This is a genomic window from Curtobacterium sp. 'Ferrero' (assembly GCF_002412165.1).
Lineage (GTDB): Bacteria > Actinomycetota > Actinomycetes > Actinomycetales > Microbacteriaceae > Curtobacterium.
On the sequence record NZ_NXIA01000007.1, the window covers coordinates 44,668 to 60,572 of the forward strand.

A 15,905-nucleotide genomic window follows, 5' to 3' on the forward strand; every position below is an offset into this window, starting at 1 on the left:
CAGCGGTGCAGCCGTGATCGCGCTGCGTTCTTCCCTGCGCGTCCTTCCCTGCGCGTCGACACCGGTCGGGACGCCCGCTGATCCGGCGTGATCACGGGCGTGGCCGGGGGGCGTGCGGATGGTCAGGGTCGGCCGCGAAAACGCGCTCGTAGAGGTCGTAGACGACAGCGGCCTTCGCGTCGTTGTACCGCAGGCCGTCCGCAGCGGCCCGTACTGCCTCGGCCTTCGCATCCGCGTACCGTCGTCGATCCTCGGGGTGGCGCTGCAACCACGACACGAAGAGCCGGTGCCGCCGCGGCTCCGCTGCGTCCGGCCGCCACACGTGGAGGTTCGTGTTCGGGTCGCCGAGGGTGAGCTGGCAGTGCGGATCCCCGGCGATCACGTCGCGGAACACCAGCCGGAACCCGATCTCCTCGAGCTTCGGGAGCCAACTCGCTTCGTCGAGCACGTCCGTGACGAGGACGTCGACATCGATCACCGGCTTCGCGATCATCCCCGGCACAGCGGTGGACCCGACGTGCGTGATCGCAGTTCCCGGGCCGAGCGCTCCTACCAGGGCGGTACGCACGCGACCGAACGCATCGGCCCATCGGGAGTCGTACTCGCGGAGCGGCCCAGGTTCGACCTGTCGGAACGCCACTCGCTGCGACTGTCGCGTCGCGTTGCTGTCAGCGCTGAACGGGCGCCAGAGCGGGTGCGTGTCCACCGCCCCATCGTGCACCGCACCGGGACCACCTCGCTAGGGTGACTGCCGTGGCGACGGTCTTGATCACCGGGCTCTCCGGGACGGGGAAGTCCTCCGCGCTGACCGAGCTCGCCTCGCTCGGCCACCGCGTCGTGGACACCGACGACGCGGGCTGGCGCGAGTACCACCCGGCTCCTGACCCGACAGATCCCGTCCACCAGGGCGAGTGGCTGTGGGTCGAGGACCGCATCGCCGAACTGCTCGACACGGAGGACGACCGGTCGCTGTTCGTGTCGGGCTGCGTGCGGAACCAGTCCGTGTTCGCGGACCGGTTCGAGGCGGTCGTGCTCTTCGACGCCCCGCTGGACACGATGCTCGATCGGGTCGCCGGACGGACGACGAACCCGTACGGCAAGTCCGCGGTCGAGCGGGCGATGATCGAGGCGGACCACCGCGAGGTCCTGCCGCTCCTCCGCGCCTCGTGCACGCACGTGCTCGACGCCTCCCGACCGCTGCACGACGTGGTCGCCGACCTCGTCGCCATCGCGTCGTTCGCGGACCGCGGCGGTGACGGCGACGGGGGCAGGACGGGCGGCGCACGACCGTGACCACGACCGACACGACCGAGGAGCTGCGCCTCCGCCGGACCCTGCTCTCCGTGCTGCCGCTGACCACGGCCAAGGCCGGGGCCGCCGCCATGGTGGTCCTCCCCGTCGGCTGGTTGCTGATCGGCGCCATCGCCGAGGGGTCCCCCGACCAGCTGCCCTTCTTCATCGTGATGTTCCCGGTGATGGCCATCGGCGCCCTGGCCGCGTTCGTGTTCGGGCTCGCCGCGGGTGCCCTCGCCGGCCTGCCCGACTGGTTGCTGCGTCACCGCCGACCGACCGCGTTCGGGGACGTCGCCGCGGTCGTCGTGCTGACGGGCCTCGTGACCGGGACCTTCGCCCTCGTCCCGCTGTCGGCCGGCATCATCGCCGGCGTGCTCCCGCTCCCGTTGTGGGGCAGCATGCTCGCCCTGGCGCTCGCGACGGCCGCCGCGACGATCACGGTGGTCGCACGGCATCGGAGGCGGGAGCGCCGCGACGCGGCGACCAGCCTGGAGGCGCGACCCGCCTGATCGACGCGTGTCGCGCCTCCAGGCTGGTGGCCAGGACGCCGCCGTGCGCTCGTCCGACGACCGTTAGGGTGGAAAGTACCCGACAGAAAGCATCGATCAGTGCAGATCCGGTTCAAGAAGACCGACGACCCGCGGCTGTGGGACTCGCTCGTCGCAGCCAGTCCCGGGGCGACGGGGTTCCACGACTGGTCGTGGCTGCACCTGATGACGGAGACGTTCGGGTGGCGGCTCACCCCGCTCGTCGTCCGGCGGGACGGCGAAGCGGTCGGGGTGTTCCCCGTGGTGATGCAGTCGACCCGCGTGCCCAGGTCGGTCGAGCCCCCGTTCCCGTACCTCGGTCCGCTGGTGCCCGACGACCTCCTCGAACCCATCCTGCGGGCGTTCCGCGGGTGGCAGGTCCGACACGGCCTCCCGGTGGTTCGCTTCCAGTTCGGGCCCGGGCTGGCGGGTGCAGCCGAACGCGCGCTGCGCCGGACACCCTGCGAGTGGCACACCGACCGTACCTTCACCGTGGACCTCGCCGGGGCCAGCCCGGAGTCCCTGACAGCCGGGATGAAGAGCAACGCGCGCTACCACCTGCGCACGGCGCTCCGGCGGGGCGTCCAGGTCCGGCCCGCCCTCCCGGGTGAGGTCACGACGCTCCTCCCCCGCGTCCTCGAGGAGTCGTACGGCAACCGTGGGGTCCCGTCTCCGTACCCGGCCGACCTCGGCGCACGGCTGGAGGAGTGGTCGGCGGGCCGGGACGACTTCATCGCCGTCACCGCGGTGATCGACGAGCAGGCGGTGGGGGTGCTGGTGGCGCTGGCGAGCCACCCCGTGGTCACGGGATGGGTCGGTGGATCCCTGCGGGCGCACCGATCGGCGAACCCCAGCACCGTCCTCTACCACGAGGTGCTGCAGTGGTCGCTGCGCCGAGGACACACGTCCGTCGACCTCGTCGGTCACGTCGACGAGGGCGTGAGCAAGTTCAAGACGGCGTTCGGGAGCGCGGAGGTGCCGTACGTCACGGCCGTCTCGTCGATCGTGCCCGGCGTGGTCTCGTCCGCCGCCGCAGCCGTGCGGTCGCTGGCAATCCGGATGCTGCCCGTCCGGTCGGGGCGGGCCCGCGACTGAGTCCGCGCGACGAGCGGGTCGGCCGGTCGTTCGTCGGCACGGGGTGTGGTGGAGCGCTCCGGAAATCGAACCAGACGAGGTCCCCCGACTGGGACGCGCCCCGTGGAGTGGTGCAGGACGAACCTACCGAGGCGCGGGCCGACGGAACTGGGAGCACCCCGCTGATCGCCCCCGGTTCCTGATCGGCCGTCCAGACGGCACCGATCGCGGCGGCTCGCCCTACGCTCGGCGGCGCACCCGCGGGTCCACGAATGCGTACACGACGTCCACGATCACGTTCGCCGTCACGATGAGCAGCGCCGAGAACAGCGTGAACCCGACGACCACCTGCAGGTCGAGCGTGTGCACCGCATCGATGAGCAGCGCCCCGAGCCCCTGCATCGAGAACACCTTCTCGGTGATGACCGCACCGCCGAGCAGCGAACCGAGGTCGAGCCCGAACAGCGTCACCACTGGCAGGATCGCCGTCCGGAGTCCGTGCCGCACGACGACCTGGCGTTCACGGAGCCCCTTGGCACGGGCGGTCCGGACGAAGTCCTGCGACATCGACTCGAGCATCTCACCGCGGGTCAGGCGGGCGTAGATCGCGGCGCTGATGAACGCGAGGACGCACCACGGCAGGATCAGGTGCGTGAACCAGCCGACCGGGTCGTCGGTGAACGCGACGTACCCGCTGGTCGGCAGGATCCCGAGGACGAACCCGAACAGCAGGATCGCCAGCAGCCCGATGAGGTACGACGGCGAGGACACCCCGGCGACGGCGGCGGTCATGACCGCGCGGTCGACGAAGGTCCCGCGACGCAGGGCCGACACCGCCCCGCCGACGACACCGGCGACGAGCCAGAGGAGCGCAGCACCGACCGCGATCGAGGCCGTGACGGGCAGGCGGGACAGGATGAGGTTCGTCACGCTGTCGTGCAGCTGGAACGAGTACCCGAAGCAGGGTGCCGCGCAGTGGATCACCGACGCGCCGGAGCCGAACGTGCGTCCGGCGAAGATCCCCGTTAGGTACGCGCCGAACTGGGCGAACCAGGGCTTGTCGGTGCCGAGGAACGCCTGCACCTCGCGGAGGCGGTCGGGCGTGCACGGCTTGTCGCAGATCGCGCGGGCCGGGTTGGTCGGCAGCAGCACGAACAGCGCGTAGGTGATGGCGGCGACGACGAACAGCACGACGACGGCGCCGAGGACGCGGACGGCGATGAAGCGGAACGTGCTCACCGGTCACCTCCACGGGGGTCGAGGGCATCGCGGAGCGCGTCTCCGAGCACGTTGAACGCCAGGGTGACGAGGAACAGCGCGATGCCCGGGAAGACGAGGTACATCGGGTCGGTCTGCACCCAGCCGACGGCGTCGCCGATGCTGCGCCCCCACGACGGCGTCGGCGGCGTGACGCCGACGGCGAGGAACGACAGCGCGGCCTCGGCTCCGATCATCGACGGGATCGAGATGGTCGCGTACACGGTGATCGTCGCGGCGAGGTTCGGCAGCAGCTGGGTGCGGATGACGTGCCAGCGGCCGGCCCCCATGGCGGTGGAGGCGACGACGAAGTTGCGGGTGACGAGCGACAGTGTCTGCCCGCGCACCACCCGGGCGACGGCGGGCCAGCCGAAGAACCCGATGACGAGGACGACGAGCACCGGCTTCGGGAACGACGTCGGGACGATCGCGGTGAGGGCGATCATGAACACCAGCGACGGGAAGCCGAAGATGACGTCCACGACACGGGAGAGCACCCGGTCGTACCAGCCGCCGAGGAACCCGGTGGTGACCCCGACGAGGACGCCGATCACGATCGACAGCGCCGTGGCCGCGAGCCCGATGCCGAGCGAGGTCCGTGCGCCGTACGTCACGATCGCGAACAGGTCGCGTCCGGTGAGCGGCTCGACACCGAACCAGTGCGTGCCGCTGACCCCGCCGAGCGGTCCACGGGGTGCGCCGAAGTCGTTGAGCGCGTCGATGTGGTACTTGTACGGGTCCTGTCCGCTGATCGCGGCGATGAGCGGGGCCGCGATCGCGACGACGACGAACACGGCGATGACTACGGCCGCGGCGACGGCCCAGCGGTCCTGTCGGACCCGGCGGACGACGGCCCGGAAGCCGGTGCTGCGGCCTGCGGATGGCGACACGGGACGGTCGACGACGTTGGCGGTCACGATGCCACCCCTTCCCACGCACGCCAGGCCTCGCGGCGTTCCGCCTGCCGCACGGGGTCGGCGACGGGCGCTGCCGCGAGGAGCATGCGCGTGTAGTCCTGCTGCGGGTCGTCGAGCACCGAACCGGTGGTCCCGCGTTCCACGATGCGGCCGTCGTGGAGCACGACGACCTCGTCGGCGAGCTGTCGGACGACCGCGAGGTCGTGGCTGACGAGCAGCATGCCGAACCCGAACTCGTCCTGCAGCGACGCGAGCAGGTCGAGCACGGCGGCCTGCACCGTGACGTCGAGCGCGCTGGTCGGCTCGTCGGCGATCACGAGCGCCGGTCGGAGCGCGAGCGCCCGCGCGACGGCGACGCGCTGCCGCTGGCCGCCCGACAGCTGGTGCGGGAACCGCTCCGCCCACGACGGGTCGAGCTGGACCGCGCGGAGCAGCTCGTCGACGCGCGCCCGACGGTCGGCGGCGGGGTCGTGGACGAGGAGCGGCTCGGCGATGCTCCACCCGATGGTCTGTCGCGGGTTGAGCGACGACGCCGGGTCCTGGAACACGATGCCGACCCGGCTGCGCAGCTCGCGCAGCCGCTTCCCGCGCGCCGTCCGCAGATCGCTGCCGTCCACCTCGACGGTGCCGGCGACGACGGGCACGAGACCCGCGAGCGCCCGCCCGATGGTCGACTTACCGGAGCCGGACTCGCCGACGAGGCCGAGGGTCCGGCCGGCGTGGAGCTCGAGGTCGATGCCCGACACGGTCGGGTCGCCGCGGCGCGCGTAGCGGACGGCGACGTCGCGCAGGCGCGCCACCGTCGTGCCGTCGGTCGGACGGGAGGCGCGGCTCGCCTCGTCCGCGCGGGTCGCGGCGTCGTCGGTGGGGACGCCGCGACTCGGCCGGGCGGACAGGTTCGCGTCCGTCGAGCCCGTGGACCGTCCGCGGGGCCGAGACTCGGCCTGCGACCCGGCCACCGGTCCGTCCGCAGCGGTCGGGGCGGACGCGCCCCGTCCCTCCAGAGCGGGCACCGCGGCGAGGAGCTCGCGCGTGTAGTCCGCCTGCGGACGTGCGAAGACCTCGGCGACGCTCCCCCGCTCGATGGGGTCGCCGCGGCGCATCACGAGCACCTCGTCGGCGACGTCCGCCACCACCCCCATGTCGTGCGTGATGAGGAGGACGGCGAGCGACCGCTCACGGCAGAGCCGCCGGAGCAGGTCGAGGATGCCGGCCTGCACCGTGACGTCGAGCGCCGTCGTCGGCTCGTCCGCGATGAGCGCCACCGGGTCACCCGCCAGCGCCATCGCGATCATCGCGCGCTGCAGCTGCCCGCCCGACAGTTCGTGCGGGTAGGCCTTCCGGATCCGTCGGGGGTCACTGAGGCCGGCGGCACGCAACAGGTCGTCGATCCGCGCCGACACACCCGCGCGATCGAGCCCCGACGGGTGCGCGCGGACGGCCTCGGCGATCTGCGTGCCGATCGACAGGACCGGCGTGAACGAGTTCATCGGTTCCTGGAACACGACACCGATGCCGGCGCCGCGGACCGCGCGGAGGGCGTCGTCGGACGCACCGACGAGCTCCTCGCCGCGGAACCGCACACTGCCGGTCACCCGGGCCTGGGACGGCAGGAGTCCGAGCACGCTCATGGCGCTGACGGACTTGCCCGATCCGGACTCCCCCACCAGGGCGAGCACCCGGCCGGGCGTGAGCGAGAAGGAGACGTCACGGACGACGGGCTCCGCGTCGCCGAACGCGACGCGGAGCCCCTCGACCTCGAGCAGCGGTCCGGTCACTGCTTCAGCGACACCACGAGGTAGTTCGGGTACGCCGGGAAGTCCGCGACGCGGAAGTTCTCGACGTTCGACCCGGCCAGGAACGACTGCTTCGCGTAGATCAGCGGGACGACCGGAGCGTCCTCCATGATCGTCTTGTCCGCCTGCGCCCACAGCTTCTCGGCCGCGGAACGGTCCACCGTGCCGGTCGCCTGCTCGATCAGGGCGTCGACCTCCGGGTTGCTGTAGTGCGCGACGTTGTAGCCGCCGTCACCGATCTGCGACGAGTCGTAGAGCGGCTGGATGTTGGCGTTCGCGCTCGGGAAGTCCGGCTGCCAGCTGAACAGCACCAGGTCGTAGTCGCTGCCGTTCGTGGCGTCCGTGTAGAACGAGTCGAGGTCCTCCGGCTTGAGCGTCACGGTGACTCCGGCACGCTTCAGGCCGGCCTGCAGCGCCTGCGCCTCGGCGAGCGAGGACGAGTCGTTCTGGGTGAGGAGCGTGAGCTTGAGGTTGTCGGCGCCCGCGGCCTTGAGCATCGACTTCGCCTTCGCGACGTCACCCGAGGCGCTCGCCTTGTACAGGTCGTAGTCCTCGCGGCCCTCGATGCCGGGCGTGATGAGCGTCGACGCGTAGGTGCCGGCCAGGGCCCCGCCCGCGGCGATCCGGTACGACTTCTTGTCGACCGCGTACTGCAGCGCCTGTCGGACCTGCTTGTCGGCGAGCTTGCCCTTCTGGGTGTTCATCGCCATGTACTGGATGGGGCCGGCCTTCGACGTGGCGAGGCGGTCCTGGGCGGACGGGTTCGAGCGGACCTGGTTCAGCTCGGCGGCACCGAGGTAGGTCGCACCGAACGAGTCCTTCGCGTCGCCGTTGTCGGCGATGAGCGTCTGCGTGACGGTCGACGGGTCCTGGCTCTCCTTGAACACGACCTTCGACGGACCCGCGGTGCGCACGGAGTCGGTCTTCGCGCTCCAGTACTTGTTCCGCACCAGGGTGATCTGCGAGCCCTGCGTGTTCGACTGCACCTGGTACGGACCGCTGGCGACCGGCTTCGCGTCGTACTCGCCGGTGTTCGTGCCGTCGCCCTCGGGCACCGGGGCGAACGCGGGCATCGACACGAGCCACGGCCAGTCGCCGTAGGCCGCGTTCAGCTTGAACACGATCGTGGAGTCGTCCGGCGTCTCGATGCTGTCGAGCGTCTTCCCGTCGAACGGACCCTTGTACGTGTCACCGCCGACCAGGAGCGACTTGTGGTAGCTCAGGCCACCGGTCAGGGTCGGCGCGAACGAGCGCTCGATGCCCCACTTGATGTCCTTCGACGTGATCGCGGTGCCGTCCTGGAACTTCAGGCCCGACTTCAGGTGGTACGTCCAGGTCTTGCCGCCGTCGCTCGAGTCGCCGGTGTTCGTGGCGAGGTCGGGCACCACCTTGGCGGTCTTGCCCGGCTGCACGTCCCACGCGGTCAGGCGGCGGAGCACCAGGCCGAGCGTCGTGATGTTGAGGTTCTGACTGGTCGCCGGGTCGAGGTGCACCGCGGTGGCCGTCGTCAGGATGTTGAGCGTGCCGCCCTTGGCGGTGCCCGACGACGCGTCCGACGAGCCGCCACCCGAGCAGGCGCTCAGGGCGAGGGCTGCTGCCACGGCCACGGCCGCGGTGGTGAACAGGCGCTTGGGTCGTCTCATGACGGTGGTGCTCCTCGTGGGGTGTGGGGTGGTGCGCGCCGGTGGGACGGCGTGTCACGGCCCGGTACCGGGCCTTCGGCGGCGTCCATCCTGACACCGCGGATCACGCCCGACCGAATCCCTCGGCCGGTCTGGCGTCGCGCGACGTAACGGTCCAATCGTCGTGGGCGTTCGGGCATTCCCGATGCGCGCGGGTCGAACCCGATCGGCGGCGGCCGACGCCCCCGTGTCGGTCGGCCCCGATCAGCGCACCGCCTCGGTGCCGCTCACCTGCGCCACCTGGTCGACGTCGGATGCGACCGATCCGGCGGGCGATTGCCCGGACGACGCACGGACGACGAGCGTCGGTGTCTCGGCGAGCAGCGACGTCGGCGGCGCGCCGCCGAGCACGTCGAGGAACGCACGGGCGGTGTCCGCCCCGAACGCTCGGATGTCGTGGGCGGCAGCGGTCAGCGCAGGCTCTGCGAGCTGACAACCCACCGAGTCGTCCCACGCGACGACGGTGATGTCGTCCGGCACCCTGACACCTGCCGCGGTCAGGACGTCGAGGCCCCGCAGCGCCATCACGTCGTTGTCGAAGACGAGAGCGGTCGGGCGGTCGACGCCCTCGACCACCAGCGCACGCACCCCGGCCTCACCCGCCTCCGCGGTGTAGTCACCCTCCACGGTCGTCATGCGCACACCGGCCGCTGCACCAGCGGAGGCGAACGCACGGTCCCGGACGGCGGTGTGCATCATCGAGCGTGGTCCGCTCACCCGGGCCACCGAGCGGTGCCCGTGGGTCGCGAGGTGCTGGACGATGGCCTCGGCGACCGCGGCGTCGTCGGTCGAGATCGTCGTGAAGTCCGACTCCGCGCCCATCGTCCCGACCAGCACTGCCGGGAGTGCGAGGTCACGCAAGGCCGGGATCCGCCGGTCGTCGACGAGGATGTCGGTGACGATCACACCCGCGAACTTCCCGCTGGTCGCCCATCGCCGGAGGACGCCGAGGTCCTCCTCGACGCTGCCGACCACCTGCAGGACGAGCACGAGGTCGCACTCGGCCAGGACCTCCTCGATGCCACGGACGTACTGCATCCAGAAGGGCTCGAGCGCCACCCGCCGACGCGGACGTCGGATGGTCACCCCGACCGAGCGTCGCGGCTCACTCCCGACGGGCAACCAGGTCACCGGCCGAACATAGCACCGGGTAGGACAGTTCCTGGCGTCTGGGGACCGCGTGACCCGCCGGGAGGACGACGCGGAACGTCGCTCGCTCTCCCGGCAGCAGGCTGACCAGTCCGCGGTTGACACCCGCCGACGGGGCGATCCGGTCCACCTGCAGGAAGAGGTCTCGGACCAGGGCGTTCGCGGTGACGGTGACCGCGAATCCGTCAGCAGTGTCCTGCACCGACACCTCGACGGAGTCAGCAGTGGACCCGAGGGGTGGCGCGTCGTCCTCGTCGGACCAGAGCCACGTCCGCAGCGGTTCGCCGCCCGATCGGGGATGACCCGACGCGACGAGCACGCTCGCCCCGGGGTCGGACGCGACCGAGGCGGGGACGGGGAGGGCGGACAGCCCGCGGGACGGTACGGAGACGGGCACGCTCGCGGTTCCCAGCACCTCCCCGGTCGCCACGTCCCACCGCTCGAACTGCACGTCGCCCACCCACGGGCGGTCCTGGTCGGCATGGACGGACAGTGTGGGTACGCCGTCGCGATCGGGACGCAGCACCATCGCCACCGGGGCGTACGCCTCTCGCAGCGCGTACCAGAGCGGCTTCCGGACACCGGCGTGGTCCACCGCCGCCCACGACACCACCGGCCAGTCGTCGTTGAGCTGCCAGACGACGGCTCCGGAGCAGCGCGGATGGTCGGCACGGAACCCCTCGACCGCGAACCGGACCGCCCGGGCCTGGTTGAGCTGCGTCGCCCAGTGCCAGTCCTCGACCGTCGTCGGCCGAGGGAAGTGCCCATCGAGGCCGCGCTCGAGCTTGCCGTTGCCGTCGTCGGCCTTCTGGTGCACGAGCATCTGCGGTCCGTCGGGTCGGAGCGGCTCGTCGTGCACGACCGCGGTGAGGGTCGACCAGGCCGGCGGGCCCTGGAAGCCGAACTCCGAGGCGAACCGAGGCCGGTGCTCGGCGTAGGCGGTCCAGTCACGCTCGTTCCACACGTCCCAGATGTGCATCGTCCCGTGGCGTGGGTCGTTCGGGTGCGCGTACTCCAGGAACGAGTACGGGCTGCCCGGCGAGTACGGTCGCGTCGGGTCGAGTTCGGCCACGATGGCCGGAAGGAGGCCGCGGTAGTAGCCATCGCCCCACGAACGGCCCACGAGTGCCGGCGCCCAGCCCCACTCCACGTACGCCCAGATGTTCTCGTTGCACCCGTTCCAGAGCACCAGCGACGGGTGACCGGACAGCCGGGTCACCGCTTCCCGGGCCTCGGCCTCGACCTCGCTGCGGAGCGGTTCCTCCTCGCTGTAGGCGGCACAGGCGAAGGGGAAGTCCTGCCAGACGAGGATCCCGTGCTCGTCGCACACATCGTAGAAGTCTTCGGACTCATAGGTTCCCCCGCCCCAGACCCGCAGGAGGTTCATGCCCGCATCGACCGCGTCGCCGACGGCCTTCCGGTACCGCTCGCGAGTCATCCGGGTGAGCAGCGCGTCGCCCGGGATCCAGTTCGCTCCCTTGACCCAGATCGGGACGTCGTTCACGAGGATCCGGAACGGTGAGCCGTCCGCGTCGGGCGTCGTGTCGAGGCGCGTCGTGCGGAACCCCACGCGACCCGTCCACGAGACGTCGTCGACCTCCACCGAGACCTCGTACAGGCGCTGCGCTCCGTGTCCGCGGGGCCACCAGAGCTCGACGGCGTCCGTCGTCACGGTCACCGTGGTCTCGATCGACCCGGGCGGTACGGTCCCCGCGCTGGTCGTCCCGGCGACCGTGACGCGGACGGGCAGGTCGGTGTCCCGATCGGCACGCTCCACGGTGACGTGCGCGGTCAGGACGCCGTGACCGTCGACGACGTCGACCAGGGGCCGGACGCTCGCGATGCGGACGCCGGACCACGACTCCAGGGCGATCGGACGCCAGATGCCGGAGCTCGACAGGTCGATCCCCCAGTCCCAGCCGAAGTCGCTCGCGCGCTTCCGGATCGCGTTGAACGGGTGGTGCATGACCCGGGGTCGGTGCCCCAGCAGTTCCTCTTGCTCACGGGCGTACTCGATGGGCGAACGCAGGTCGACGACGAGTTCGTTCGGTCCGGGCACGAGGACGTCACGGACGTCGAACCGGTACGAGCGGTGCTGGTTCGCGGTGGTCGCCACCACGGTGCCGTTGAGGGTGACGGTCGCGGCCGTGTCGAGTCCTTCGGCGACCAGGTCGTGACGGACCGCCGCGGCCAGGTCCGCTGCGGAGAGCTCGAAGGAGCGTCGGTACTGCCAGTCGCAGTACCCGATCCACGCAGTCGTCTGCTCGTTGTCCGCATCGAACGGGTCCGGCACGAGTCCGGCCGCGAGCAGGTCCACGTGGACCTCGCTCGGCACGGTTGCCGGGATGCCGTCGGACAGCGCGGTCCGGAGCTCCGCGGGGATCGGGCCGGTCGTCGCGTGCAGGGTCCAGCCCGTCCCGCCGAGGTCGGTGCGTCGCGGCGCCAGGACCTCGGTGGACGGTGTCGGGAGGGTCGTGGTGCTCACGATGCGAGCCTCTTCTCGGGGTTGGGAGCCGCCTCGGCGAGGAGCTTGGTGTACTCGTGGGTCGGGTTCAGGATGACGTCGTCCGCCGGACCCCGTTCGACGACGACGCCGCGGTACATCACGAGGATGTCGTCGGAGAAGTGCCGGGCGGTTGCGAGGTCGTGGGTGATGTAGAGGACACCCAGGTCCTCCTCGCGCTGCAGGTCGGCGAGGAGGTTCAGCACGCCGAGCCGGATCGACACGTCGAGCATCGACACCGGCTCGTCGGCGATGAGGATCCTCGGTCCGGGCGCAAGCGCCCTGGCGATCGCGACGCGCTGTCGTTGCCCGCCGGAGAGCTCGTGCGGACGCCGCTCGGCGATGTCGTCGGCGGGGGTGAGGCGGACGCGTTCGAGCAGCCGACGCACCTGCGTTCGCTCGTCGTCACGCGACCGGACCTTGCCGTGCAACCGCAGCGGCCGGGCGAGGTGGTGCCCGATCGTGTGGAACGGGTTGAGCGACGCGAACGGATCCTGGAACACCATCTGTACCGCACTCCGGTAGGACCGCAGCCCGGCCCCGTGCCGGTGGACGGGCTCGTCGTCGAGCAGGACGGTGCCGCGCGTCGGCCGTTCGAGCTGGAGGAGCAGCTTCGCGATGGTCGACTTGCCGCTGCCCGACTGACCGACCAGGGCCGTCGTGCGCCCGGCCTCGATCGTGAACGAGACGTCGTCGACGGCGAGGAGGGTCCGTGTGCGGCGGCCGTCGCGGATGCGGTACTCCTTGCTGACCGACCGGAACTCGAGTGCGCTCATGCGTCGTCCTCCTCGTGCAGGGCGCGGGCGGCGTGACCGCTTCGGATGAAGTCGCCCCGTGAGCCGGTGAGGCTCGGGAACGACGCGAGCAGCTGCTTGGTGTAGTCGTCGCGCGGCTGCGTGTAGACCTGTACCGCGTCGCCGAGCTCGACGATCCTGCCGTGGCGCATGACGGCGATGCGATCGCTGATCTCGAGCAGCAACGGCAGGTCGTGGGTGATGAAGACGACGGCGAAGCCGAGCTCCGCGCGCAGCCGGGTGATCTCGCGCAGGATCTCGCGCTGGACGACGACGTCGAGCGCGGTCGTCGGCTCGTCCATGATCATCACCTGCGGGTCGAGCGCCATCGCCATCGCGATCATCACCCGCTGACGCATGCCGCCGGAGAGCTCGTGTGCGTACGAGCCGAGTCGGTCACGGTCGACGCCGACCCGCTCCAACAGGTCGCCGGCTCGGGTCCGGCGCTCCTGCCGGGACATCTCGGGCCGGTGCGTCCGGAAGACGTCCTCGAGTTGTGATCGGACGGAGACGACGGGGTTCAGCGAGTTCATCGCGCCCTGGAACACCATCGAGATCCGGTCCCACCGGAACGCGCGGAGGTCCTCACCTTCGAGCAGGCCGAGGTCGACGTCGACGCCCTCGCGGGAATGGAAGACAGCACGCCCGGAGACGACCTTCGCCGGCGGCTTCAGCAGCCGGTTGATGCCGTAGGCAAGAGTGGACTTGCCGCAGCCGCTCTCTCCCGCGAGGCCGAGGACCTCGCCGCGCCCGAGCGTCAGGCTGACGTCGCGGACGGCGTGGGTCACCTGCTCGCCGAGGTAGTCGACGCTGAAGTGCTCGATGCTGAGGACCGGATCGGCCTCGTGGCGCGGCACCCGTCCGGTGTCGGATGGGGCAGTGGTCGTCATCGGTCCTCCTGGTGCTGACGGGACGGCGTGGGGTTCGCGACCGTTGCGGTACGGGTGTCGCCCGCGAGGAGGTCGCGCTCGATCGCACGGGCCTCACGACGGCCCATGACCCACCTGCGCCGCTGCGACCGCGTCGACGCCCGCAGCTTCGGGTCGATCACCTCGTCGATCGAGAAGTTGATGAGGGACAGGGCCGCACCGAACAAGGCGATCATGAGTCCCGGCGGCACGAACCACCACCACGCCCCGAGCCGGAGTGCGAGGCCGTTCTGCGCGTAGAAGAGCATCGTGCCCCACGTGAGCGAACCGGAGGCACCGAGCCCCAGGAACGAGAGACCCGCTTCGCCGAGGATCGCGAAGATGATCGCGAAGACGAACTGCGACGCGAGCACCGGGACCAGGTTCGGCAGGATCTCGACGATCAGGATGCGCCAGGTGCGCTCGCCCGAGACGCGGGACGCCGCGACGTAGTCCCGACCGCGCAGGCTGAGGGTGACACTGCGGAGCACCCGCGCGCTGCCGGCCCAGCTCGTGATCGCCAGCACGCCCGCGATGAGCAGCAGTCCCTTGTCCGGGACGTAGCTCGAGATGATGATGACCAGTGGCAGGCCCGGGATGACGAGCACGACGTTCGTGAACAGGGAGAACCCCTCGTCGACCCATCCGCCGATGTACGCGCCGACGATCCCGAAGAACGCCGAGGCGATCGTCGCGAGGACCCCGACGACGACCCCGATCACGAGGGAGCCGCGCGTGGCGTTCGCGAGCTGCGCGAGGACGTCCTGCCCGGTCTGCGTCGTGCCCAGGAGGTGCGATGCCGAGGGCCCTGCGAGGCCGACGTCACTGACGCTGTTCGGGTTGCCGACGAACAGCGGTCCGAGTGCACCGAAGAGGACGATGACGACCGCGATCGTCGCTCCGGTCACGAGCTTCGGCGTCGGGGTCGGCAGGATCCGGCGCCGACGGGGTCCGCCCGCCGCCGGCACCGCCGGGTCGAGCGCTGTGGTGATGGCCATGGGAGTCCTCCTAGACCCGTGCCCGGGTGCGGGGGTCGATGATCGCGTAGAGCAGGTCGACGAGCAGGTTCGCGCCGAGCACGGACACGGTGATGACGAGGAAGATCCCCTGCATGAGGGCGTAGTCGTTGCCCTGGACAGCGGTCAGGAGCGCCGACCCGATGCCGGGGTACGAGAACACCTGTTCCGTGACGATCGAGCCCGCGACCACGAAGCCGAGCGAGATGGCGAAGCCGGACACCGATGGCAGGACCGCGTTCCTCGCGGCGTAGACCGTCCGGACGCGGCGGGGGTGCAGGCCCTTCGCCTCTGCCGTCAGGATGTAGTCCTCCGACAGGGTCGACACCATCATGTTGCGCATCCCGAGCATCCACCCGCCGATCGACGAGATGACGATCGTGAGGGCCGGCAGCGTTCCGTAGTACAGGACGCTCCCCACGAAGTCGGCCGTCGGTCCGGGCTGTGTCCCGTACACGTCGTAGCCGCCGTTGAGCGGGAACACCGGGAGGACGCTCGCGAACAGGTACAGCAGGATGAGCGCCAGCCAGAAGTAGGGCACCGACTGGAACATCGTGGTCACCGGGATGACACTGTCCAGCCACGAGCCGCGCTTCCAGCCGGCCAGTTGACCGAGGAGTATCCCGACCAGGAACGAGATGACCGTCGCGATGCCGATCAGCCCGACCGTCCAGGGCAGGGTCTGGCCGATGATCTGCGTCACGGACGCCGGGAAGTACGTGACGCTCACCCCGAGGTCGCCGTGGAACAGGTTCCCGAGGTAGTCCAGGTACTGCCGCCAGAGCGGTTCGTTGGTGTCGGCACCGAGGAGCAGCTCGATCGCACGCCGGGTCGCCGGACTGACCGGCCCTTTCGCCGACAGCTTCGAGATGAGGATGTCGACCGGGTTGCCCGGCATCCATCTCGGGATGAAGAAGTTCAGCGTCAGGGCTGCCCAGAGCGCCACGACGTAGAAGGCCGCTTTCTGCAGGATGTACCGCATCGGATGC

At 70.7% G+C, this 15,905-nt stretch carries 14 protein-coding genes; 3 read left to right on the top strand and 11 right to left on the bottom strand.

The features are described 5' to 3' along the window. Window positions 1-91 precede the first annotated feature (91 nt). The gene (locus Csp2054_RS08255) at window positions 92-721 is read right to left on the bottom strand and encodes a GrpB family protein (protein WP_096898827.1); all 630 of its coding nucleotides are present in this window, start codon (window positions 719-721) and stop codon (window positions 92-94) included. 32 nt (window positions 722-753) lie between these two features. Here Csp2054_RS08255 and Csp2054_RS08260 point away from each other — a divergent pair, with 32 nt between their 5' ends. The 3 genes from Csp2054_RS08260 (at window position 754) to Csp2054_RS08270 (ending at window position 2,915) form a co-directional block, all read left to right on the top strand. Continuing rightward, on the top strand, window positions 754-1,293 hold the full coding sequence (locus Csp2054_RS08260) for an AAA family ATPase (RefSeq protein ID WP_255252667.1): 540 nt from the start codon (window positions 754-756) through the stop codon (window positions 1,291-1,293). Then, on the top strand, window positions 1,290-1,802 hold the full coding sequence (locus Csp2054_RS08265; protein WP_096898829.1) for a hypothetical protein: 513 nt from the start codon (window positions 1,290-1,292) through the stop codon (window positions 1,800-1,802). The genes Csp2054_RS08260 and Csp2054_RS08265 overlap by 4 nt, the downstream gene beginning before the upstream one ends. A gap of 99 nt (window positions 1,803-1,901) precedes the next feature. Further along, window positions 1,902-2,915 carry a lipid II:glycine glycyltransferase FemX gene (locus Csp2054_RS08270; RefSeq protein ID WP_096898830.1) on the top strand — a complete coding sequence of 338 codons (1,014 nt, stop codon included), beginning with the start codon at window positions 1,902-1,904 and terminating at the stop codon, window positions 2,913-2,915. Between the two features lie 219 nt (window positions 2,916-3,134). On the opposite strand, the gene Csp2054_RS08275 is transcribed toward Csp2054_RS08270, so the two are convergent. From Csp2054_RS08275 to Csp2054_RS08320, 10 genes are all read right to left on the bottom strand, one after another. Beyond that, on the bottom strand, window positions 3,135-4,133 hold the full coding sequence (locus Csp2054_RS08275) for an ABC transporter permease (protein ID WP_096898831.1): 999 nt from the start codon (window positions 4,131-4,133) through the stop codon (window positions 3,135-3,137). After that, a complete protein-coding gene (locus Csp2054_RS08280; RefSeq protein WP_096898832.1) occupies window positions 4,130-5,068 on the bottom strand; it encodes an ABC transporter permease in 939 nt (312 codons plus the stop codon). Before Csp2054_RS08280 ends, Csp2054_RS08275 begins: the two co-directional genes overlap by 4 nt. Then, a complete protein-coding gene (locus tag Csp2054_RS08285; protein WP_096898833.1) occupies window positions 5,065-6,846 on the bottom strand; it encodes a dipeptide ABC transporter ATP-binding protein in 1,782 nt (593 codons plus the stop codon). The genes Csp2054_RS08280 and Csp2054_RS08285 overlap by 4 nt, the downstream gene beginning before the upstream one ends. Continuing rightward, window positions 6,843-8,507, bottom strand: coding sequence for an ABC transporter substrate-binding protein (locus Csp2054_RS08290; protein ID WP_096898834.1), 1,665 nt, complete (start codon window positions 8,505-8,507; stop codon window positions 6,843-6,845). The genes Csp2054_RS08285 and Csp2054_RS08290 overlap by 4 nt, the downstream gene beginning before the upstream one ends. Window positions 8,508-8,750: 243 nt before the next feature. Continuing rightward, entirely contained in the window at window positions 8,751-9,632 is an 882-nt protein-coding gene (locus Csp2054_RS08295) for a LacI family DNA-binding transcriptional regulator (RefSeq protein ID WP_141399184.1), read from the bottom strand. A gap of 19 nt (window positions 9,633-9,651) precedes the next feature. After that, the gene (locus tag Csp2054_RS08300; RefSeq protein WP_255252668.1) at window positions 9,652-12,180 is read right to left on the bottom strand and encodes a glycoside hydrolase family 2 protein; all 2,529 of its coding nucleotides are present in this window, start codon (window positions 12,178-12,180) and stop codon (window positions 9,652-9,654) included. Continuing rightward, the gene (locus Csp2054_RS08305) at window positions 12,177-12,974 is read right to left on the bottom strand and encodes an ABC transporter ATP-binding protein (protein ID WP_096898836.1); all 798 of its coding nucleotides are present in this window, start codon (window positions 12,972-12,974) and stop codon (window positions 12,177-12,179) included. The genes Csp2054_RS08300 and Csp2054_RS08305 overlap by 4 nt, the downstream gene beginning before the upstream one ends. Continuing rightward, window positions 12,971-13,882, bottom strand: a complete 912-nt coding sequence (locus tag Csp2054_RS08310) for an ABC transporter ATP-binding protein (RefSeq protein ID WP_096898837.1) — start codon at window positions 13,880-13,882, stop codon at window positions 12,971-12,973. The genes Csp2054_RS08305 and Csp2054_RS08310 overlap by 4 nt, the downstream gene beginning before the upstream one ends. Next, the gene (locus tag Csp2054_RS08315) at window positions 13,879-14,898 is read right to left on the bottom strand and encodes an ABC transporter permease (RefSeq protein WP_096898838.1); all 1,020 of its coding nucleotides are present in this window, start codon (window positions 14,896-14,898) and stop codon (window positions 13,879-13,881) included. The genes Csp2054_RS08310 and Csp2054_RS08315 overlap by 4 nt, the downstream gene beginning before the upstream one ends. A 10-nt stretch (window positions 14,899-14,908) precedes the next feature. Further along, window positions 14,909-15,898 carry an ABC transporter permease gene (locus tag Csp2054_RS08320; protein ID WP_096898839.1) on the bottom strand — a complete coding sequence of 330 codons (990 nt, stop codon included), beginning with the start codon at window positions 15,896-15,898 and terminating at the stop codon, window positions 14,909-14,911. Window positions 15,899-15,905 lie beyond the last annotated feature (7 nt).